Genomic DNA, 20,070 nt, shown 5'->3' with positions numbered 1-20,070 from the left:
GAGGTGCCCTCTGGAGCGCAAGTCTGCTAAGGCCCGCGAGCGCGAAACATCCCGCACCCGCCCATGGATCCAACCGCTCGCTTCGTTCTCGCCTCCGCATCGCCCCGGCGCAAGGATTTATTGGCCCAGCTGGGCCTTCGCTTCACCGTGGCGGCGGCGGATATCGATGAAACGCCGATGGCCGGAGAAATTGCGTCGAAGTACGTGCTCCGGCTGGCCGAAGAGAAGGCACGCACGGTCGCCTCCCGACACCCGGACGCATGGGTGCTGGCCGCGGACACCACCGTGGCCCTGGGGTCGGAGCTGCTCGGCAAGCCCCAGGACGCGGCGGAGGCGCGGCGGATGATTGGCCGCCTGTCCGGCCGGGTCCATGAAGTCTTCACCGGCATCGCGGTGGCGGGCCGCGCCCAGGCGTCCCAGGTGGTGCGCACGCAGGTGACCTTCCGCGCGCTCTCCCCGGAGGAGATTGCCTGGTACGCGGACACCGGCGAGCCCCTGGACAAGGCGGGCGCCTACGCCATCCAGGGCAAGGGCGGCTTCCTGGTGCAGGGCATCGAGGGCAGCCACTCCAATGTCGTGGGCCTGCCGCTGGGCGAGACGCTGGCGTTGCTTGCGCGCGTGGGCATGCCGCTGCCGTGGACGGAGGGTGCGCGATGAGCAGCGTGGCGGACCACCTGGCGCGGGTGCGCGAGCGCGTGGCGAAGGCCTGCGCGAGCGCGGGGCGGCCGGAGTCGTCGGTGACGCTGGTGGCCGTGTCCAAGCTCAAGCCCTCGGCGCTCATCCGCGAGGCGTATGCCGCGGGGCAGCGAGACTTCGGGGAGAACTACGCCCAGGAGCTGCGGGACAAGGCCGAGGAGCTCAAGGACCTGGACGGCCTGCGCTGGCACGCCATCGGGTCCTTGCAGACGAACAAGGTGAAGTACGTGGCCCGCGTCGCGCACGCCTTCCACGCGCTGGAGCGGCTGGACGTCGCCCGGGAGCTGTCCAAGCGGCGCGAAGGGACATCTCCCCTGCCCTGCTACGTGGAGCTCAACCTGGGCGGAGAGGACACCAAGCACGGGCTCACCCCGGACACGCTGGGGGACTTCCTCACCCAGGTGCGCGAGCTGCCGAACCTCCAGGTGGTGGGGCTGATGGCGCTGCCGCCGCCCACGGACGACGTGGCGCGGATGCGCGAGGGCTTCGCCCGGCTGCGCGAGCTGGCGCGGGCGCACGCGCTGACGGCCCTGTCCATGGGCACCACGCACGACTTCGAGCAGGCAATTCTAGAAGGCGCCACCGTCGTGCGCGTGGGCACCGCCATCTTCGGCGAGCGCGCCTGAAGCCCGCTCACAGCTCGCGGAACCTCACCCGCCCCTCCTGGTTGATGAGCGCCTTGTACTCGCAGCCGCAGTAGTTGCAGCGCACCTCGTCCCCGTCGGTGAACGTCTCGTCCACGGGGTTGTTGGCGTTGCAGCCGGGGCAGTCGAACTCCTTCAACACACGGCTGCCGGCGCCCGCGCCGGATTCCTTGGCGAAGTCGTCGTCGTCGAACTGGAAGTCGTTGGCCATGGCCCCGGACGCTAGCACCGGGCCCGGCGTCCGGGGGTGCCCTGCCGGGCATCCAGGCAGGCGCGCCGGACTGTCGTCCATTTGTCAGCGGCCCTTGGCGGCGTGTACCCCTGCGGGCCGTCATTTCCGTCCCCTGCCAGTCTTTCGCAGGCGCGTCCGGAGGGCGGCCGGACGGCTTTGAATGCTGTCCCACGGCCGTCCGTCCTGGAAATGTCCGGTGGCGGGGGCGGTTGAGGGGCACGGTTGGCTTGGGCGGGCCGGCCACCTAACTTGCAAGCAAGGGAGCACACCCGATGCGCGGTCTGTCCAGGTGGGGGTTCACGGCGGCGGTGGTGGGACTCATGGGGTCCACGCTGGCGCATGCCCAGGAGCCCACCGGTTCGGCGTTCGGCCCGGGTGAGCAGGCCCAGTACCGGGTGCGCTACCTGGGGCTGACGGCCGGCACGGCGACGGTGACGGTGGGCGCGCCCATGACGCAGTGGGGCCAGAGCGTGTGGCCCATCGTGTCCACCGCGAAGTCGGATGACCTGGTGGGCGTCTACCCCATCAAGAGCCGCTTCGTGTCGTACTGGAACGCGGACGCCGGGCGCGTAACGGGGAGCGACCTTCATTCAGAAGAGAACCGCAAGCGCCGCCGCCAGCGCATCCAGCTGTCGGCGGATGGAGCGGGCGCCAAGGTCATCAAGCAGAAGGAGAGTGACCCGCCGCGCGAGTCCGAGCACACGCTGCCCGAGGGCTCCATGGACGTGGCGGGCGCGACGTTCGCGCTGCGCGGCCAGGAGCTGGTGGTGGGCCGCTCCTATTCCTATCCGGTGTTCACCGGCAGCAAGCAGTTCACCATGAGCGCCACGGTGGAGGGCCGCGAGACGGTGACGACGCCCGCGGGGGCTCGGGACGCCTTCAAGGTGCGCGTGCACACCGACTTCGGCGGCAAGCTGGAATCCAAGCGCGACATGGTGGCGTACCTCAGCGCGGATGCGCATCACGTGCCGGTGCGAATCGAAGCGGACTTCGCGCTGGGCACCGTCGTGGCGGAGCTCATGGACTACAAGCCGGGCCGCGTGGTGACGGTGGCCCGGGCGGACAACTCGGGCGACTGAAAGTGCGTCGTCCGCCAACCAGGGGAAGGCAGGGGGCATGGGCGTGGGTTGGGCATGGGCAGTGGCAGCGGCGCTCTCCGCCGCGCCGGGCGGCGTGCAGGTGGTGTCGCCGCTGGTGAAGGTGCGGCCGGACGCGACGCCGAAGGGCGCGAAGGAGGCTCGCCTCAGCGCGGCCCGGGGTGAATGCGAGGGCACGCAACTGGTGCTCCCCCAGGGCGTGACGCGCGTGACGATGAAGCCCCTGGCCCTCAAGGGGCCGGGCGCGCCGCTCACCGTGGACGCGTGGCGCGAGGCCTACCTCGACGTGAAGACGCCCTCCAACGGCGAGGGCAAAACGGGCTTGTGGCCGGACGCGCTGGTGCCCCTGTCCGCGCCCGCCAATCCCAGACATCCGACGGTCGTCTACGTGGAGGTCTGCGTTCCCGCCAAGCAGGCCCCGGGCACCTATACGGGGAGCCTGAGCGCGGCGGTGGATGGCAGGGAGCTGCCGGCCGTCCCCTTCAGCGTGGAGGTGCAACCTTTCGAGCTGCCCGCGACGTCGTCCCTGCCCAACAGCTTCGGCATCTCGCTGTACAGCATCGCGAAGGGGCACGGCATCCCGGCGGAGTCGCCGGAGGCGAAGGCGCTCCTGCGCGAGTACGGCAAGACGCTGCTGGAGCACCGCGTGAGCGCGCACGGCATGGGCATGGACCCGCCGCCGGTGAAGTTCCAGGACGGCCGCGCGGTGCTGGACTGGACCGCGTACGACGCGGAGATGGCGCCCTTCCTGGATGGGAGCGTGCTGCCCTCCGGCGCGCGCTTCACCACCGTGGACGTGCGTGACAACCGCAAGGCCTCCACGGACGCGGAGAAGTCCGCGTACTACCGCGCCTTCCAGAAGCACTTCGCGGACAAGGGATGGAAGGCGCAGCTCTTCTTCTACGCCAAGGACGAACCCAAGCCCGCGGACTTCCCGCTGGTGAAGGCGCAGTCCAAGCGCGTGCGCGACGCGGGAGCGGACATCCCGGTGCTCGTCACCACGGCGTTGAACCCGGCGCTCCAGGGCTCGGTGGACATCCTCACGCCCATCATCAACTGCTTCTACCCGCGCGAGGGGCCTCAGACGTGCCACAACGTGGTCAACGCCTCGGCCGCGCGCACGAAGCTGAGCTCGCGCGCGAAGGTGTGGTGGTACCAGAGCTGTATGTCGCACGGCTGCACGGGCGGCCCGCCCGAGGACAAGTCGCTGGACAAGGCGTACAGCGACTGGGCGTCGTACATGGTGGATCACCCCGCCCCGCTCAACCGCGCCATGGGCCCGCTGGCCTTCGAAAGCGGCGTGGATGGCGAGCTCTATTTCGACACCGTCTTCGCCTACAACACGAAGAAGGATGTCTGGTCGGACCTCTTCGAGTTCGGCGGCAACGGCGACGGCACCCTCTTCTACCCGGGCACGCCCGCGAAGCTGGGGGGCACCGAGCACCAACCCGTGGTGTCCCTGCGGCTGAAACACATCCGTGACGGCCTGGAGGACTACGAATACCTGCGCCTGCTCGACTCGCTGGGCGACGGCGCCTTCGCGAAGGCGGCGGCGAAGCGGCTGGCGAAGTCCGGGTACGAAATCTCCCGGGACCCGGCGGAATGGGAAGCGGTGCGCAAGGAACTGACCGAGCGCATCGTGAAGCGTCAATCGGCTGAACAAGCGAAGCGCTCCGGACGTCGGACTTCCGGGGGAACCCCGTAGTCACTCCCCCCTGGGAGGAAGCAGAATGAAACCCATGCGCACCCTCGTCGCGGCCTGCCTCGCCTTCAGCGCCCTTGGCGCCAACTCGGGACAGGCCCAGGAGGCCCAGCCCCGCCCCATCAACATCCTGAGCCCCTCCAGGCTCCCGACGGTGACGGACACCGCTGATCCGGCGAAGCCCGCGGCGGCCGCGGAGAACACCGGCGACGCGTCCGCCGCACCTGCCCCCGAGGAGCCCGTCGTCGCGGTGAAGCCGTGTGAGCAGGGTCTGCCCGTGCTGCGCTCGCCGCTGGCCTTCAAGCCGGGGGAGTTGCTCGAGTTCGAAATGGACGCCATGGGCGCGAAGGCGGGCAAGCTCACCATGCGCGTGCAGCGCCCCGCCAACGGCTCGCTGCCGGTGCTGGTGGAGGCGCAGACGAACACGCTGTTCTCCAAGGTGCGCCGGGTGCGCGGCAGCGCGACCAGCTACCTGCACCCCAAGACGCTGCGCCCCTCGCGCTACACCGAGGAGGCCGTGGAGAACGAGCAGCGCCGCAAGGTGAACGTGGACTTCGGCGCGCAGGACAAGAGCGTCAAGGTGGACTACCAGATCGGGGACCGCCCCAAGGGCCACTTCGACTACGCCTACGACAAGGACGGCCTGGACGTCGCGGGCGCCATCTACCTCATCCGCCAGCTGCCCCTGAAGAAGGACCTGCCGGTGTGCTTCGACGTGTACGGCATCCGCCGCATGTGGCGCATGACGGCCACCGTGGTGGAGCGCGAGCACGTGTCGCTGCCCCTGGGCGAGTTCGACGCCTGGCACCTGGCCGGCACCGCCGTGCGCCTGGACCGGCCGTCGCAGACGCGCGACGTGCACGTCTGGATTACCGACGACGACCGCCGCCTCCCGCTGGCCGCCGTGGGCGCCATCGACCTGGGCGCGGTGCGGCTGACGCTGTCCGGCGTGAAGCGTCCCGGTGAAAAACCCATGGAGGCGCAGGGCAAGGAAGACCTCAAGTGGTAACGCGGGGCTGAGCTCCCGCCCCGGGCCCGCCTCCCACAGGGAGCGCGGGCCTTTTTCTTGGCCGAATATCGAGACTGATTCGCGGAGTCGAAAAGCCGAACACAGGGTGCGCGCCGACGAGTGCCGCATCGGCGAGGACGCGAAGGACAAGGTCCTGACCGTCGGCGGCAAGCCGAAGCTGGACGTGAGCGTGAACGCGTACGCGGATCTCCAGTTCGCGTACTCCAACCTCGGCGAGGACTGGAACCGGGCGGACGGCTCGCGTTCGACACGACGCGCCTGGTGATGGAGCTGGAGGCGGGGCTGCCGGAGTACGGGCTCGAGGCCGCGACCGTTGGCGGGCGCACGCGATGGTGATGTTCGTCCACCTGGGCAACGCCGCGGCGGTGTCCGCGCGCAACACGCGTCTGTCCAACCTGCTCAACGTGCTGCGCACGCTGGCGGCTGACAACGTGCGCTCCGCGTGGGGCGAGCAGGGCTACGACATCGCGCCCTGGCTGGGGCTGGACGGCAACCATCGGCTGGAGCCGTCCGTCCGCATCGACTCCATGGATTCGCAGCTCAAGCCCCGCCCCGAGCTGTTCACCTCCCACTTCGAGCGCACCCCCTACACGGGGGGCACCAGCTACACGCTCGCGGGGCTCGCCGCGCTGAGGCCCAACTTCAGCCAGCGGCGTCTTCCGTTCGGAGAACGCGCTCCGGAGGTCGACGGGCTTTGTCTACGGATTCGTCCCTCGGCTATCTCGATCGTTGTCGCCACGAGAGGAATTGAAGGTTCCCCCCTGGCCTCCCGTTCCCTGGAAACCCTCCCTGCTGGTGGGTGGCGCGCTCCTGATGGGCGCCTGTGGCGATGACGGAAGAGGCCGTGTTGTGGCACGGCGGTGAGGCGGAGCGGGCGCGGGAGGGGTTCCGCAACCTGTCCACCAGCGACCGGGACGCACAGGTGCGCATCCTCCAGTCGCTGTAGCGAGCGGCTTCACCCGTTGCGGATCATCCCGGCGGCCTGCGACAGGCGGCGGCGCAGCTGCGTCACCACCTCGTGCAAGTCCTCGATGCGCTGGAACACGTGCAGGTTCTCGCCCGCGTTCATCACGGCAACTGGCGTGAGCGTCTCGCGGTGGAGTGCCAGGAGCAGGTCGTAGAAATGCGCTTGCACATCGCCCAGGGCGTCCAGACCCTCGCGGAGGTCGTCCTCCAGGAAGTCCAGGAGGACGGTGGCGTCCTCGCGAGCGGGCAGCGTCCGGGCCAGGCGCTCCACCGCCCCACGGACAGGATCGGTACGGCGCAACATCGCGGGGGTGGCGAGGGCTGCGACGGAAGGGGACATATCCAGGACGCTACAGGTCCGTAGCATCCGGTCAATTTTCCCACCCCCTGCCGGTCGGTGCGAAACGCCGCCCCGTCGGCGGTGAACCGCGCGAACCGGTCCGACTGTCGGACCAGATTGAAGCGTATCGGTCCAGCAGGGGCGAACCTCGCGAACCTGTCCGACTGTCGGACCAGTTTGAAGCACGCCGGCCCGCTGGGGGCGCATGTCGCGAACCTGTCCGACTGTCGGACCGCTTTGAAGCACGCCGGCCCGCCGGGGGCGCATGTCGCGAACCTGTCCGACTGTCGGACCAGGTTGAAGGGCATCGGCCCATCGAGGGCGAACCGCGCGAACCTGTCCGACTGTCGAACCAGGTTGAAGCGCATCGGTCCGTCGAAGGCGAACCGCGCGAACCTGTCCGAGTGTCGGACCAGGTTGAAGTGCATCGGTCCATCGAAGGCGAACCGCGCGAACCTGTCCGATTGTCAGACCAGGTTGAAGTGCATCGGCCCGGCAGGGGCGAGCCTGTCCGACTGTCGGACCAAGTTTAAGGGCATCGGCCCGGCAAGGGCGAGCCTCGCGAGCCTGTCCGACTGTCGGACCAAGTTGAAGTGCATCGGCCCGGCAAGGGCGAGCCTCGCGAGCTTGTCCGACTGTCGGACCAGGTTGAAGTGCATCGGCCCGGCGGAGGCGCACCTAGCGAACCTGCCCAACTGTTGGACCAGGTTGAACTACGCAGGCCCGGCAGGGGCACACCTCGCGAACCGGTCCGACTGTCGGACCGGTTTGAAGTGCGCCGGCCCGCCAGTAGGACAGCATTCCTGGCCGGGCCTGACGCGGCGCATTCCCAGCGCGTGGGCACTGCGGCACCACCAGCCGGAGCCGAAAGGGCCACCCATGGAGCCGCAGCTAGCGCTGCGATTCCTCAGGCGCGGGTGCTGCGGCACCACCCGCCGGCGCCGCCGGGGCTACCGCTGGAGATGCCGTGGGCGCGCTTTCTGAGCGCCGGGGCGCTGCGGCAATGCCCATCGGAGCCGCCGGGGCCCGCCGCTGAGATGCCGTGGGCGCGCTTCTCAGCGCGCGGGCGCCGCGGCACCTCCTGCCGGAGCCGCCGGAGCCGCCGGGGCCGCCGCTGGAGATGCCGCAGGCGCGGCGTTGGCCGGGGACGGGGTGGCCGGCAGTGCGGTGCTCGGCGCGGAGTTGAGCGGCGGAGGCGTCCCCAGGAGCGGCGACGGCGTGCCGGTGTTGAGCGGCGCGGGCGTCCCCAGGATGGGCGACGCCGGGGTGCCGAAGGTCTGCGACAGCGGCGGCACCGTGGAGAGAATGCCCGGGCTCACCTGGCTGGTGCCCAGGAAGTTGTTGAAGTCCGGCGCGGGCAGTTGCGGCGTGGTGAAGCCCCCCACGGACACGCCCGCCACCGTCGGCGGCGTGGTGAACGTCCCCTGCCCCACCGTGTTCGCGGAGCCCGGCGACGCACCCGACACCACCGCGGGCGGCTCGGACGGCGCGGAGGGCGTGAACGAACCGCTGATCGTCGCAGGCCCCTCCGTGGGCAGCGCGGGCACCGAAGGCACGATGACCGTCGTCGTCCCCGCCGCGCCCACGCCTGTGTTCGCCGCGCTGGGATTCACGCCCGCCGTGCCGCTGCCGCCCGTGCCCTGCGCGAAGCGTGGCGCGGACATGGGGGCCACCGCCGCCGGGAACGCCGTGGGCGACACCGGCGTCAGCGTTCCGAGCGCCACGGGCAACTCCCCCGTCGTGGGCACCACCGCCACCGACGGCACCCGCGTCCCATCCACGTCGATGGACACGTTGTCGAAGAGGAACTGGATGAACCCGCGCGGCTCCGCCTGCGGCGGCAGGTTCCACACCACCACCACCACCTCCGCGTCCCCCGGCCGCGCCTCGCGCAACAGCCGCTTCGTGTCGTCATCCGCGTACGTGCCCGCATCCAACGCCGCCGCGTGCACCAGCGCGGAGTCCGTCAGCAGCGTCCCGTTGCGCCACACGCTGCCAATGCCCCAGACGGCCATCGCCGCGTGCGCGCGCGTCGTGGCGCGCCAGCCAATGCCGGTTTCACCGTAGATGGGCGTCCCCATCAGCACCCCGCCCTCGATGAGGTGCGGTGGCGGCGGAGGGAGCGGCCCGGCGGGCGCCGGAGTCATCGCCTGCACGGGCGGGAAGCCCGCCTGCGTCAACTCCACGCGGTACTCAGCGCCACCAATGCGCAGGCTCGCGGAGAGCCTCGCCTTGTCGCCGAAGGTCGCGTTCGCCACGCCCACCCGGTCCTGAACGGAGAGCGATACCTGCCCCGTGCCGCGCTCGGTCAGGTCACCGAATGGAAGCGAACCCTGGAAGTAGTAACCGTCCGGCTGCTCGGTCCTCGCGCTGGCCTCGCGGCCCTCGAACGTGACCCCTTCGCCCCCTGGCGCCGCCGCCAGGACACCGGACAGCAAGATGCTCGTGATTGGACCCGCCATCGACGCTGCCTCCCTTGAAGTTGAAGGTAGGCAGCGGAGCGGGCCGTGGCACGCCCCGGGACTAAATCAGACCGCGGGCGCGGCGGATCTGCTCGACCGTCTTGTTGTACTCGATGTCGAAGGCGCTCGTGCCTTCCTGCAGGTGCTTCAGCCGCGAGCGGGCCTCCCGGTCGATCTCGTCGTCGACGTCCAGGTGCTTCTTCATGCCCTGGAACATCTTCTGACGCAGCACGTTGTCGGGGGAGTAGACCTCCTCGACGTTCCGGCTGATGAGGAGGAACTCAATCATCTGGTTGATGACGTACTCGATGCCCTCGTCCCCCATCTTGAAGCCGCGCACGTCCGCCATCTCGCGCTTCACCTGGTTGAACTTGGAGTAGTCATATCCCCGACGCTCCAGGGCCTCGCGCGTCGCCTGGTTCACACGCTCTTCGTTGGCGAGGTACTCGCGCATGATGGCGGAGAGATCCATCTCGGCGTCGGCCACGCGCATCGGCTCCACCTCGATGTCCCCGTCCTGCATGAGCTGCTGAATGGCCTCGCGCGAGATGATCGGGATCACCTTCGGATACAGCCTCATGTCGGTCCCTCGTCCTCTTCAAACGTGCTCGGATCTTCAACCGCTATAAATCAGCGCCGAGCATGGTCGCAATGAAAAACCCTAGGAACGTCGCGGGTTCCAGCGGCCACTCCCCCCGGCGTCCGAAGCGGAACTTAATCATGCCGCACCGGGTGGCGACCCTCCATCCGCTTTTTCGTGCACGGGTTCGGAAGCGTCATCCAGGGACGCCTCGCGCACGGGGTCCTCGGTGTCGTCCTCGGGGTCGCCATGCAGGCCCGCGTGGACGCGCTCGGCCATCGCCGGGCCCACGACCTCGGTCAGCTCCTCGATGCTGGCCTCCCCCACCCGCTTGAGAGAACCGAAGTGGCGCAGCAACATCTTCCGCCGTCCTTCGCCCACGCCGGGAATGTCCTCCAGCGCCGAACGCAAGGAGCTCTTGCGCATGGATTTGCCCTGGAAGGTGATGGCGAAGCGGTGGGCCTCGTCCCGCATGCGGGTGAGCATGAACATTTCCGCTGAGTTCTGCGGCAGGACGATGGGATCCTTGCGACCCAGGACGAAGACGCGCTCGGGGCTCTTCGCGCTCTCCGCGTCGCGGTCGAAGACCTCCTGATCCCGGCTCTTGGCCAGGCCCACCACGTCCACGCCCTCCACGCCCAGGTCCTTCATGGCCGCGTGCGCGCTGGCGAGCTGACCCTTGCCGCCGTCGATGACGAGCAGGTCCGGCAGGTCGTTGTCCTCCAGGCCGCGCTTGAGCCGGCGGGTGATGACCTCGTACATGCTGGCGAAGTCGTCCTGCTTCTCCACCGTCTTGATCTTGTATTTGCGGTAGCGCGACTTGTCCGTCTCCCCGTCCGTCACGGCCACCTGGGACGCCACGATGGAGGAGCTCTGGAAGTGGGAGATGTCGTAGCACTCCATGCGGCGCGGGAAGTTGCGCAGGCCCAGCTTGGACTGGAGCCGTGACAGCACGGTGTCGGTTTCGTCCTTGGTGCGCTTGCGCTCCAAGAACGCCTGCTCCGCGTTCTTCACCGCCATGTTCACCAGCTCATGCTTCTCCCCGCGCTTGGGGACGAAGACGCGCACGCGCTCGCCCTTGCGCTCCGTGAGCAGGGCCTCCAGGCCGTCCGTGCCGTCGCCGGGCTCCAGGGGCAGCAGGACCTCCTCCGGCACGAAGCCGCCCTGGTCGTAGTAGAGGTTCACGAACGAGGCGAGCAGCTCGTCGTCCGGGAACTCCTGGCTGCCGAAGGGGAAGGCCTGGCCGCCGTTGAGCCGGCCCTGCCGCACGTGCAGCACGTAGAACAGGATGCGGTCGCCCTCGCGATACAGCGCGAACACGTCCTGGTCCTTGAAGTCCGTGGTGGCCACCTTCTGGCGCTCCAGGCTGCGCTCGATGGCGAGCAACTGGTCGCGCACCCGCGCGGCCTCCTCGAACTTCAGCTCCATGGACGCGCGCTTCATCCGCGCGCGCAGCCCTTCGATGAGCTGCCCGGCCTTGCCCTCCAGGAACATGGCCACCTCGTCCACGCTCTTGCGGTACTCCTCCGGGGGCACCGGATGGACGCACGGGGCCGGGCACCGTCCGATTTGGTACAGCAGGCACGGCCGCTTGCGGTTGGCGAGCACGTGGTCCGTGCAGGTGCGCAGGCGGAAGAAGCGGTTGATGAGGCGCAGCGTTTCGCGGATGGCGCCCGCGCTGGAGTACGGCCCGAAGTAGCGCGCGCCGTCCTTCTCGTACTTGCGCACCACCTCCAGCCGGGGAAACGGCTGGGTGCGGTCCAGGCGCAGGGAGATGAACTGCTTGTCGTCCTTGAGCAGGACGTTGAAGCGCGGCTTGTGCTTCTTGATCAGCTCGTTCTCAAGAAGGAGGGCCTCCTTCTCGTTGTGAACGAGCACCGTCTCCAGGTCGCCCAGCATCGTGTCCAGGAGCGACACGAAGACGCGGGTGTCTCCGGAGCGGTTGAAGTAGCTGCGCACGCGGCTGCGCAGGTTGATGGCCTTGCCCACGTAGATGATGGTCCCGCGCTTGTCCTTCATCAGGTACACGCCGGGCTCGGTGGGCAGCGCGTCCAGCTTCTCCTGCAGCCGGATGTCCATGGCGAAGGCCTCTAGTTCTTGCGTGACCGCGAACGGGCCGCGGGCTTCGCCGCCCCGGACGCGCCAGATGAACCGCTTCCAGACGAGGACGGACGCCCGCGTCCGCGCCCCTTCTTCGGCGTGGTGCCGGGCTGATCCACGGCCTTGGCCGGCGCGCGCAGGAGCGAACGCGAGGCGGGCTTGAGCCCCAGGTCCATGTCCTTGAGCAGTTGGACGCGGTCGCGGAACTCGGCGGCTTTCTCGAACTGCATCTCGTCCGCGGCCTTGAGCATGTCGGCGGTGAACTCCGCGATGAGGCGCTTGATCTCCTTGGGTTCCAGGAGGTCGTTCTCGCCTTCCGCCGCCATGGGCAGCGCGCCCGCGCCCGCGTCGTAGTCCGGGATGTTCTCCGTGAAGTCGGTGATGTTGCTCTTCACCGACCGCGGCGTGATGCCGTGCTCCAGATTGTACGCGCGTTGGATGTCGCGGCGGCGCGTCGTCTCCTCCATGGCGCGCTTCATGGAGTCGGTCATCTGATCCGAATACATGATGACGCGCCCGTTCACGTTGCGCGCCGCGCGGCCAATGGTCTGGATGAGCGACACGTGGCTGCGCAGGAAGCCTTCCTTGTCGGCGTCCAGGATGGCCACGAGCGACACCTCGGGGATGTCCAGACCCTCGCGCAGCAGGTTGATGCCCACGAGCACGTCGAACTCGCCCCGGCGCAGGTCGCGGATGATGGCCATGCGCTGGATGGCGTCGATGTCCGAGTGCAGGTAGCGGACCTTCACGCCCACGTCGCTGTAGTACTCGGTGAGGTCCTCCGCCATGCGCTTGGTGAGCGTGGTCACCAGCACGCGCTCGTTGCGCGACACGCGCACGCGGACCTCTTCCAACAGGTCGTCCACCTGGTTGCCGGCGGGGCGCGTCTCCACCTCCGGGTCGGTCAGGCCGGTGGGGCGGATGATCTGCTCCACCACCACGCCCTTGGACTTCTGCAGCTCGTACTCGGCGGGGGTCGCGGAGACGAAGACGGCCTGGGGGACCATCTCCTCGAACTCAACGAACTTCAGCGGCCGGTTGTCCAGCGCGCTGGGCATGCGGAAGCCGAAGTTGACCAGCGTCTCCTTGCGGGCGCGGTCGCCCCGGTACATGGCGCCAATCTGGGACACCGTCTGATGGCTCTCGTCGATGAGCACCAGCAGGTCGCGCGGGAAGTAGTCGATGAGGCACGGGGCCGCCTCTCCCGGCGCGCGCCCGGTGAAGTGGCGCGAGTAGTTCTCGATGCCGTTGCAGTAGCCAACCTGTTCGATCATCTCCAGGTCGAACATGGTGCGCTGCTCCAGCCGCTGCGCCTCCAGCAGTTTGCCCTCCGCCTTGAACTTCTGGAGCTGTTCGGCCAGCTCCTCGCGGATGGTGCGCATGGCGTTCTGGCGCGCGTCGGCGCCGGCGACGTAGTGGCTGGCGGGGAAGATGACGATCTTCTCCAGTTGGCCCAGCGTCTGGCCGCGCAGCGGGTCGAACTCGGTGATGCGCTCCACCTCGTCGCCAAAGAAGCTGACGCGCACGGCGCGCTCTTCCTCGTAGGCGGGGAACACCTCCACGGTGTCGCCGCGGGCGCGGAAGGTGCCGCGGTGGAAGTCCAGGTCGTTGCGCTCGTACTGGGCCTCCACGAGCTTGCGCATGAAGCCGTCGCGGCCCATGTCCTCGCCCACGGAGGCGCGGATGGCCAGGTCCACGTAGCTGCGCGCGGCGCCCAGGCCGTAGATGCAGGACACGCTGGCCACGATGATGACGTCGTTGCGGGTGCGCAGGCTGTGCGTCGCCGAGTGGCGCATCCGTTCGATGTTGTCGTTGATGGACGAGTCCTTCTCGATGAAGGTGTCCGTCGACGGGACGTAGGCCTCGGGCTGGTAGTAGTCGTAGTACGAGACGAAGTACTCGACGGCGTTGTTCGGGAAGAGCGCCTTGAACTCGCCGTACAGCTGCGCCGCCAGCGTCTTGTTGTGCGCGATGACCAGCGCGGGGCGCTTCACGTTCGCGATGAGGTTCGCCATCGTGAACGTCTTGCCCGAGCCGGTGACACCCAGGAGGGTCTGATAGCGGTCGCCGCGAAGCAGGCCCTCGGTCAGCTCCCCAATGGCCCTTGGCTGGTCGCCCTGCGGCTTGTGCTCACTGACGATTTCGAAGTCCGGCATGGAGGACAGATCTAACATCCCCGCTGCCTGTGTACTGAACCTTCGTGCACGTCCGTCCGACAAAGGACGGGGCGCTCCCCTACTTCGCGGCCGGGGCCTTCAGTGCCTCCAGGGACTTCAGGCGAGCGGCCTCGAACTCGTCGCCCTTGTTCCATACGGGCATCGCCAGGGCCTTCGCCACCTGGGCGCCCACCAGGAAGAACAGCCGCGTGTCCTCCACCGCGCCGGACAGGTCCCACTCCGGGCGGACCTCGTCGGAGGGCTGATGGTAGTGCTTCGCCTCCCACTGGGCGCGCTGCTGTTTGCCCCAGCCCTCCGGCCGGCCGATGAAGTCCATGCCGCTGCCGAAGTAGGCGGCGGGGATGCCCTGCCGCGCGAAGTTGAATTGATCCGAGCGGTAGAAGAACCCGCGGTCGGAGAGCTGATCCGCCTTCACCGTGCGACCTTGCGTCTTCGCCATCGCGGTGACGTAGGTGTCCAGGGAGGACTTGCCCAGGCCGATGACGGTGATGTCCCGCGTGCGGCCCAGTACGTTGCCGCCGTCCACGTTGATGTTCGCGGCGATGCGGCCCGGAGGCACGGGAGGATGCGCCGCGAGGTACGCGGAGCCCAGCAGGCCGTACTCCTCCGCGGCCACCGCAGCGAAGAGGATGGAGCGGCGCGGAGGCGTGGGCAGCGCGGTGAAGGCGCGGGCCACGGACAGCATCGAGGCGACGCCTGCCGCGTTGTCCAGTGCGCCGTTGTAGATGACGTCCTCGCCGGGCTTGCCGTCGTCCTTCTTGCCCAGGTGGTCATGGTGCGCGCTGTAGAGCACCACTTCCTTCGCCAGCGTGGGGTCGCTGCCGGGCAGGAGGCCCAGCACGTTCGCGGTGGGCCGGCGGCGCACCTCGTTGGTGAGGCCCAGGGACACCTTCATGCCGAGCGGCACCGGGTGGAAGTCGCGCTTCTGGGCGGCGGCGCGCAGCGCGTCCAGGTCCTGCCCCGCGAGCTTCATCACCTGCTTCGTGGCGTCCTCGGTGGTCCAGGCCTTGACCTGGAGGCGGGGCGCGTCCCCGGCGGGCAGCTCGAACTGCTCGCCGGTCCACGACGTGCGCACCACCTGCCACGGATAGCCCGCGCTGGGCGTGGTGTGGATGATGATGGCGCCCGCCGCGCCCGTCTTCGCCGCCTGCTCGTATTTGTAGTCCCAGCGGCCGTACCAGAGGCGCGCCTTGCCCCCGAAGAGGCGCGGGTCGTCCTCCGGATCATTGTTGAGGATGACCAGCGTCTTGCCCTTCAGGTCCGCGCCCTTGAAGTCGTCCCACTGGTACTCCGGCGCGACGATGCCGTAGCCCACGAAGACGAGCTCGGACGCGTCCAGCTTCGCCTCGGGCGCCTGCACGCCGGAGACGGCGATGAAGTCCTCGCGCGGCTGGAGCTCCACGCGCCCCGCCTTCGCCTGGAAGGTCATGGCGCCGGGGCGGCTGTGGATGCCCATCAGGTCGAAGCGCTGGAGGTAGCCGCCGTCCTCGGCGCCCGGCTTGAGGCCCAGGCCCTCGAACTGCGTGGCGATGTACTCCTGCGCCAGCGCGTCGCCGCGCGTGCCGGGGCCCCGGCCCTCCAGCAGGTCGCTCGCGAGGAAGCGCACGTGCGCGCGCAGGAGGTCCGCCGTGATGGCCTGTTCGGCCGTCTTCTCCTGCGGCGTGACGGTGGGGGCGCCCGCCGCCAGGACGGGCACCGGGCCCAGGGAGCACAGCGAGACGAACAGCGCGGGGAGGAGCTTCATGAGCCCCGTGCGTAGCATGGCCGCACGGGGCTCCCCAGCGGGTTTTCAGGAGGCTGTCGCCGCCACCTTCCAGGAGGTGCCGGCAGGCGTGTCCATGATGTCCACGCCCAGGGCCTTGAGGGCGCCTCGCACCTGGTCCGCCCTGGCGAAGTCCTTCGCGGCGCGCGCGGCGGTCCGCTCGGAGAGCAGCCGCTCCACCTCCGCCACGTCGATGCCGCGCTCACGCACCGCGCGGTCGCGGCGGCGCAACAGCCACTCGCCCGGTTCATCCTCGAAGACCCCCAGGACGCGGGACGTCTCACGCACCTGCTCGCGCAGCGCCTGGAGCGTGCGGCCCACCAGCGGCTTGTCCTTCACGGGCGGCTTGTCGGTGAGCTCGTTCATGAAGCCGAAGAGCCCGGACAGCGCGCCCAGGGCGCTCGCGGTGTTGAAGTCGTCGTCCATGGCGGACTCGAACTCCGTGAGGAAGCGCGCGGGGTCGCCGTGCAGCGGGCCCTTGCCGAAGTCCTTGCCCGCCACGCGCTCGTCCACCTTGCGCAGCGTTTCGTAGAAGTACTCCATGCGACCTTCCGCGTCCTGGAGCGCCTTCTCCCCGAAGTTGAGCGGGTGGCGGTAGTGCGTGGAGAGGAAGAAGAAGCGCAGGGCCTCCGCGTCCACCTTGGCGAGCGCGTCGCGCAGGCGCACCACGTTGCCCAGCGACTTGGACATCTTCGCGCCTTCCAGGTCCAGGAAGCCGCAGTGCATCCAGTACTTCGCCATCGTCTGGCCGGTGGCGGACTCGCTCTGGGCGATCTCGTTCTCGTGGTGGGGGAAGATGAGGTCCAACGCCCCGCCGTGGATGTCGAACGTGCGGCCGAGGAACTTCTCGCTCATCGCGGAGCACTCGATGTGCCAGCCCGGACGGCCCTTGCCCCACGGGCTGTCCCACGACGGCTCACCGGGCTTCGCCGCCTTCCACAGCGCGAAGTCCAGCGGCTGGCGCTTGATGTCTCCGGGCTGCACGCGCTCGCCCTGGCACAGCTCGTCCAGGTGGCGCTTGGACAGCTTCGCGTAGTCCTCGTCCTTGTCGACGGCGAAGTACACGTCGCCCTTCGCCTCGTAGGCGTAGCCCTTGTCCACGAGCGTCTGGATGAGGGCGACGATCTCCGGGATGGTCTCGCTCACGCGCGGGGACACGTCCGGCTCGCGCAGGTGCAGCGCGCGGGCGTCCTCGCGGAAGGCCTCCACGAAGCGCGAGGCCAGGTCCACGGGCGCCTCACCCGTTTCGTGCGCGGCCTTGATGATCTTGTCGTCGACGTCCGTGAAGTTGCGCACGTACGTCACCTTGAAGCCCCGGTAGCGCAGGTAGCGGACCACCACGTCGAACGACGTGAAGGTGCGCGCGTTCCCGATATGAATGTAGCTGTAGACCGTGGGCCCACAGACGTAGACCTTCACTTCGCCGGGCACGAGCGGCTCCAGCGGCTCCTTCTGCATGGACATCGTGTTGAAGAGCCGGATGGATGGGGGGGCCACGGTGGAGGGTCCTCCTTTGGGGACAGGGCGGGCGCGGCACTTGCGCAACGCGATACACACTCTAGGATCCCGGGTCCCACACAGGCCAGCACTTGGCGTTGGAAGCGTCGGATAGGGAGAATCGCCGCATGGCTCCGCCGAATCCGAAGCGTCCGCCGCGCCCTCCCCGCCCTCCAGGGCAGCAGGCGTCGTCGGATGACCCGTCGGAGGAGCTCCCGTTCGACGACGACGAGGTGGCGCCCCTGCAGGCGGATGATCCACGCCCGCAGCGCGTGCCCCAGTATCCGGCGGGCCCCCGGAAGGCGAAGCGGCGAGGCCCGGGTGAGCGCAGCCGGTCCGACCGTGAGCTGTCGCCCCGGTATGACTGGGCGAAGGAATACTCGGATCCAGGCCTGACGCCCGCGTTCGTCTACGTGGAGCGCGGGCCCGGGGCCGGGCAGCTCGTGCCCCTGCGCCAGGGCTCCATCACGCTGGGGCGGTCCTCCACGTCGGACCTGCGGCTGCAGCACGCGTCCATCAGCCGGCGCCATGCGCAGCTGACCCGGCGGGGCAACGTCTTCATGGTGCGCGACCTGGGCAGCCAGAACGGCACCTTCGTCAACCGCCTGCGCATCAAGGGCGAGGTGGAGATCAAGCCCGGTGACGAACTCAGCCTGGGCAACGCGACGCTGCGGCTGCGCGGGCCCGGGGCCGGGCCGACAATGAGCCGGACGGCGTTGGATCCACTGCTGCCTCGCGCGGCACGGCGCCGGCTGAACGGGGTCGCCGTGGCGGTGGTCGCGGCGGTCGTGGGCTCCGCGGTGGCGGCGTTGATCAGCGTGGTGGCCATGCGCATGGGGGACCGGACTCCCGCGCGGGCTCCGGCGGAAGGTGCGCCCGCCAAGGAACCTGGGACTCCAGCGGCGCCCGCGAAGGAGGCCCAGGAGACCGAGGCTTCAGCGCCCGCGAAGGACCCGACTCACGGGAGCCCGGCAGCGGCGAAGGTCATCAGCGCTTCGGACATCGCGCGAAGAGGGCCGTCGGGACAGGTGACTCCGAGTGCCTCGGACATCGCTCGAGGCATGCATCCGAGCACCGGGGCGGCGACGAAGGACGCGGCTCCGAGCGCCTTGGAGATCGCGAAGGGCACGGGGACAGCGAAGGCGGGTGAACCCCATGCGGACGCCGCGGTCGTCGCCGCGTCCGGACGGAAAGCCGTGCCCTCGAGCGAGCCTTCAGGGCCTCCGGACGAGCGCCAGCGCGCGGACATCCTCGCTCGCTACGAATCCGGCGACGTCTCCGGCGCGTTGGCCCAGGCGAAGCGCGCGAACCTCACGCCCTTGGTGCAGCAGCTCACCCGCTTCCAGACCGCCGAGGCGGCGGCCCGGACCGCCTTGGCGCAGCAGGACCGTCCCCGGGCGCTCGATGCGCTCAGCGCCGCCGTGCGGGCGGACGGGGAGCTGTCCCAGGGCTGGAGCCGCCAGGGCATCAGCCTCCGCCGCCAGCTCGCCGGGATGTACGTGCGCACGGGCCAGGAGGCCGTCCGCGCCCAGCGCTTCGACGAAGCCCGCGAGGCCTTCACCGCCGCCCTCAAGTACGACGCCGACAACGCCGAGGCCCGCTCGCAGCTGGCGGCACTGCCCACCCAGGCGCCTTGATTGAGCGGTCCCGCCGGGCGCTACGAACGCGAGCCATTGCGCCAGGCCTTGTGACCTCCCGGTCGCCCACCGCCCTCCCCGACGCGTTTCTGCAAAACCTGTCCGACTGTCGGACAGGTTTCCACCGCTCGGCCCGGGTGGAGGGCCTGGCTTCGGAGTTCCAAAACGTGTCCGACAGTCGGACAGGTTTCCACCGCTCGGCCCGGGTGGAGGGCCCGGCCTCGGGGCTCCAAAACGTGTCCGACTGTCGGACAGGTTTCTTGGCCCGGCTTCGGCGGAGGCCCTCTGGCCATGGGGGTCAAACCTGTCTGACGGGTTCCGGCTGCCCGGGTGACGAGGCCGGCCTTGGCCGCGACGTTCCAAACGTGTCCGACAGTCCGACAGGTTTCGGCTGCCCGGTCGGCGGGGCGCCCTTGGCCATGACTCCCCGAACTTGTCCGACTGTCCGACCGGTTCGTGCGGCGCGGAGCGGATGGGAGTCCGGGGAAGCCGGGCGCCTGCCTGGCCCTGGAAACACGACGCCCCGGATTCCATCGAGGGAACCCGGGGCGCGGGGTGCGAACGCGGCGGCTTGAAGCCGCGCGTCACGCGGGGACTCAGGCGAGGTTGAAGATCTTCTTCAGGTCGGACTCGACCTCTTCCTCGGAGCAGTCCTTGGCCAGCGACAGCTCCTTGATCAGCAGCGAGCGCGCCGTGTCCAGCATCTTGCGCTCGCCGAACGACAGGTCCTTGTCACCCTTGAGCAGGTACAGGTCGCGGAGCACCTCGGCGATTTCGAAGACGGAGCCCGTCTTGATCTTCTCCATGTACTCGCGGTACCGGCGGTTCCACGTGGTGGAGTCGACGGAGATGTCCTTCTCGCGGAGGATGGAATAGACCTGCTTGACGTCCTCCTCGCTGATGATCTCCCGGAGGCCGACCGACCCGACCTTGTTGATCGGGATCATGATCCGCATCCCGTTCTCCAGGATGCGCAGCACGTAGAACGACTGGCGCTGCCCGGCGACCTCGGTGTGCTCGATGCCCATCACCTCACCGACGCCCTGGCCCGGATAAACCGCCTTGTCACCAGTCTTGAAGCTGGTCTGCACTAACTGCCTCCTTGGAGAAAGCTTCGACCCCGGCCTTCACGCCTGCCACTACTACCA

At 69.1% G+C, this 20,070-nt stretch carries 18 protein-coding genes; 9 read left to right on the top strand and 9 right to left on the bottom strand.

Annotated elements, in window-relative coordinates:
- The first annotated feature begins 63 nt into the window (after positions 1–63).
- A complete protein-coding gene (locus JYJ93_RS16235) occupies positions 64–657 on the top strand; it encodes a Maf family protein (protein ID WP_206792323.1) in 594 nt (197 codons plus the stop codon).
- Positions 654–1,322: a YggS family pyridoxal phosphate-dependent enzyme gene (locus JYJ93_RS16230; RefSeq protein ID WP_206792321.1), complete on the top strand. Its 669-nt coding sequence runs from the start codon at positions 654–656 to the stop codon at positions 1,320–1,322. The genes JYJ93_RS16235 and JYJ93_RS16230 overlap by 4 nt, the downstream gene beginning before the upstream one ends.
- Positions 1,323–1,329: 7 nt before the next feature.
- On the opposite strand, the gene JYJ93_RS16225 is transcribed toward JYJ93_RS16230, so the two are convergent.
- A complete protein-coding gene (locus JYJ93_RS16225) occupies positions 1,330–1,551 on the bottom strand; it encodes a hypothetical protein (protein WP_206792319.1) in 222 nt (73 codons plus the stop codon).
- 293 nt (positions 1,552–1,844) lie between these two features.
- On the opposite strand from JYJ93_RS16225, the gene JYJ93_RS16220 reads away from it, so the two are divergent.
- The 6 genes from JYJ93_RS16220 to JYJ93_RS40595 all read left to right on the top strand — a co-directional run bounded on the left by JYJ93_RS16220 (position 1,845) and on the right by JYJ93_RS40595 (position 6,347).
- A complete protein-coding gene (locus tag JYJ93_RS16220) occupies positions 1,845–2,651 on the top strand; it encodes a DUF3108 domain-containing protein (RefSeq protein ID WP_206792318.1) in 807 nt (268 codons plus the stop codon).
- Positions 2,652–2,688: 37 nt separating this feature from the next.
- Positions 2,689–4,374 (top strand): DUF4091 domain-containing protein, encoded by a 1,686-nt coding sequence (locus JYJ93_RS16215; protein ID WP_206792316.1) that lies wholly within the window; start codon positions 2,689–2,691, stop codon positions 4,372–4,374.
- Positions 4,375–4,399: 25 nt separating this feature from the next.
- A complete protein-coding gene (locus JYJ93_RS16210; RefSeq protein ID WP_206792313.1) occupies positions 4,400–5,380 on the top strand; it encodes a DUF3108 domain-containing protein in 981 nt (326 codons plus the stop codon).
- 106 nt (positions 5,381–5,486) lie between these two features.
- The gene (locus tag JYJ93_RS16205; protein WP_206792312.1) at positions 5,487–5,666 is read left to right on the top strand and encodes a hypothetical protein; all 180 of its coding nucleotides are present in this window, start codon (positions 5,487–5,489) and stop codon (positions 5,664–5,666) included.
- Positions 5,667–5,730: 64 nt separating this feature from the next.
- Positions 5,731–6,234, top strand: coding sequence for a hypothetical protein (locus JYJ93_RS16200; protein WP_206792310.1), 504 nt, complete (start codon positions 5,731–5,733; stop codon positions 6,232–6,234).
- Positions 6,231–6,347, top strand: coding sequence for a di-heme oxidoredictase family protein (locus JYJ93_RS40595; RefSeq protein ID WP_206792308.1), 117 nt, complete (start codon positions 6,231–6,233; stop codon positions 6,345–6,347). The genes JYJ93_RS16200 and JYJ93_RS40595 overlap by 4 nt, the downstream gene beginning before the upstream one ends.
- Positions 6,348–6,356: 9 nt before the next feature.
- Here the strand turns inward: JYJ93_RS40595 and JYJ93_RS16190 are convergent, their stop codons facing one another.
- The 7 genes from JYJ93_RS16190 to cysS all read right to left on the bottom strand — a co-directional run bounded on the left by JYJ93_RS16190 (position 6,357) and on the right by cysS (position 17,285).
- Positions 6,357–6,671 carry a hypothetical protein gene (locus tag JYJ93_RS16190; protein ID WP_242543828.1) on the bottom strand — a complete coding sequence of 105 codons (315 nt, stop codon included), beginning with the start codon at positions 6,669–6,671 and terminating at the stop codon, positions 6,357–6,359.
- Positions 6,672–7,762: 1,091 nt separating this feature from the next.
- On the bottom strand, positions 7,763–9,169 hold the full coding sequence (locus tag JYJ93_RS16185) for a hypothetical protein (RefSeq protein ID WP_206792304.1): 1,407 nt from the start codon (positions 9,167–9,169) through the stop codon (positions 7,763–7,765).
- A 61-nt stretch (positions 9,170–9,230) separates the two neighbouring features.
- Positions 9,231–9,749, bottom strand: a complete 519-nt coding sequence (locus JYJ93_RS16180; RefSeq protein ID WP_014398200.1) for a DUF507 family protein — start codon at positions 9,747–9,749, stop codon at positions 9,231–9,233.
- Positions 9,750–9,887: 138 nt separating this feature from the next.
- Positions 9,888–11,828 (bottom strand): excinuclease ABC subunit UvrC, encoded by a 1,941-nt coding sequence (uvrC, locus tag JYJ93_RS16175; RefSeq protein WP_206792302.1) that lies wholly within the window; start codon positions 11,826–11,828, stop codon positions 9,888–9,890.
- Between the two features lie 11 nt (positions 11,829–11,839).
- Positions 11,840–14,005: an excinuclease ABC subunit UvrB gene (gene uvrB, locus JYJ93_RS16170; RefSeq protein WP_242544450.1), complete on the bottom strand. Its 2,166-nt coding sequence runs from the start codon at positions 14,003–14,005 to the stop codon at positions 11,840–11,842.
- Positions 14,006–14,084: 79 nt separating this feature from the next.
- Positions 14,085–15,770, bottom strand: a complete 1,686-nt coding sequence (locus tag JYJ93_RS16165; protein WP_206792299.1) for a M28 family metallopeptidase — start codon at positions 15,768–15,770, stop codon at positions 14,085–14,087.
- A gap of 45 nt (positions 15,771–15,815) precedes the next feature.
- Positions 15,816–17,285, bottom strand: a complete 1,470-nt coding sequence (gene cysS, locus JYJ93_RS16160) for a cysteine--tRNA ligase (RefSeq protein ID WP_206792297.1) — start codon at positions 17,283–17,285, stop codon at positions 15,816–15,818.
- A 128-nt stretch (positions 17,286–17,413) separates the two neighbouring features.
- Here cysS and JYJ93_RS16155 point away from each other — a divergent pair, with 128 nt between their 5' ends.
- A complete protein-coding gene (locus tag JYJ93_RS16155) occupies positions 17,414–18,922 on the top strand; it encodes an FHA domain-containing protein (protein ID WP_206792295.1) in 1,509 nt (502 codons plus the stop codon).
- Positions 18,923–19,518: 596 nt separating this feature from the next.
- Here the strand turns inward: JYJ93_RS16155 and JYJ93_RS16150 are convergent.
- Entirely contained in the window at positions 19,519–20,013 is a 495-nt protein-coding gene (locus JYJ93_RS16150) for a CarD family transcriptional regulator (RefSeq protein ID WP_014398206.1), read from the bottom strand.
- Positions 20,014–20,070: the final 57 nt, after the last annotated feature.

Source organism: Corallococcus sp. NCSPR001, from assembly GCF_017309135.1.
GTDB lineage: Bacteria > Myxococcota > Myxococcia > Myxococcales > Myxococcaceae > Corallococcus.
Note: the sequence above shows the minus strand (reverse complement) of the source record. Positions and strands in the feature narration are given on the sequence as shown.

What these genes read in the sequence shown, in the direction of transcription:
- JYJ93_RS16225 (WP_206792319.1), bottom strand. Translation starts at nt 1,551, where the DNA reads ATGGCCAACGACTTCCAGTTCGACGACGACGACTTCGCCAAGGAATCC.
- JYJ93_RS16210 (WP_206792313.1), top strand. Translation starts at nt 4,400, where the DNA reads ATGAAACCCATGCGCACCCTCGTCGCGGCCTGCCTCGCCTTCAGCGCC.
- JYJ93_RS40595 (WP_206792308.1), top strand. Translation starts at nt 6,231, where the DNA reads ATGACGGAAGAGGCCGTGTTGTGGCACGGCGGTGAGGCGGAGCGGGCG.
- JYJ93_RS16200 (WP_206792310.1), top strand. Translation starts at nt 5,731, where the DNA reads ATGGTGATGTTCGTCCACCTGGGCAACGCCGCGGCGGTGTCCGCGCGC.
- JYJ93_RS16235 (WP_206792323.1), top strand. Translation starts at nt 64, where the DNA reads ATGGATCCAACCGCTCGCTTCGTTCTCGCCTCCGCATCGCCCCGGCGC.
- JYJ93_RS16165 (WP_206792299.1), bottom strand. Translation starts at nt 15,770, where the DNA reads ATGAAGCTCCTCCCCGCGCTGTTCGTCTCGCTGTGCTCCCTGGGCCCG.
- uvrC (WP_206792302.1), bottom strand. Translation starts at nt 11,828, where the DNA reads ATGGACATCCGGCTGCAGGAGAAGCTGGACGCGCTGCCCACCGAGCCC.
- JYJ93_RS16185 (WP_206792304.1), bottom strand. Translation starts at nt 9,169, where the DNA reads ATGGCGGGTCCAATCACGAGCATCTTGCTGTCCGGTGTCCTGGCGGCG.
- JYJ93_RS16220 (WP_206792318.1), top strand. Translation starts at nt 1,845, where the DNA reads ATGCGCGGTCTGTCCAGGTGGGGGTTCACGGCGGCGGTGGTGGGACTC.
- JYJ93_RS16180 (WP_014398200.1), bottom strand. Translation starts at nt 9,749, where the DNA reads ATGAGGCTGTATCCGAAGGTGATCCCGATCATCTCGCGCGAGGCCATT.
- uvrB (WP_242544450.1), bottom strand. Translation starts at nt 14,005, where the DNA reads ATGCCGGACTTCGAAATCGTCAGTGAGCACAAGCCGCAGGGCGACCAG.
- JYJ93_RS16230 (WP_206792321.1), top strand. Translation starts at nt 654, where the DNA reads ATGAGCAGCGTGGCGGACCACCTGGCGCGGGTGCGCGAGCGCGTGGCG.
- JYJ93_RS16190 (WP_242543828.1), bottom strand. Translation starts at nt 6,671, where the DNA reads ATGTTGCGCCGTACCGATCCTGTCCGTGGGGCGGTGGAGCGCCTGGCC.
- JYJ93_RS16155 (WP_206792295.1), top strand. Translation starts at nt 17,414, where the DNA reads ATGGCTCCGCCGAATCCGAAGCGTCCGCCGCGCCCTCCCCGCCCTCCA.
- JYJ93_RS16215 (WP_206792316.1), top strand. Translation starts at nt 2,689, where the DNA reads ATGGGCGTGGGTTGGGCATGGGCAGTGGCAGCGGCGCTCTCCGCCGCG.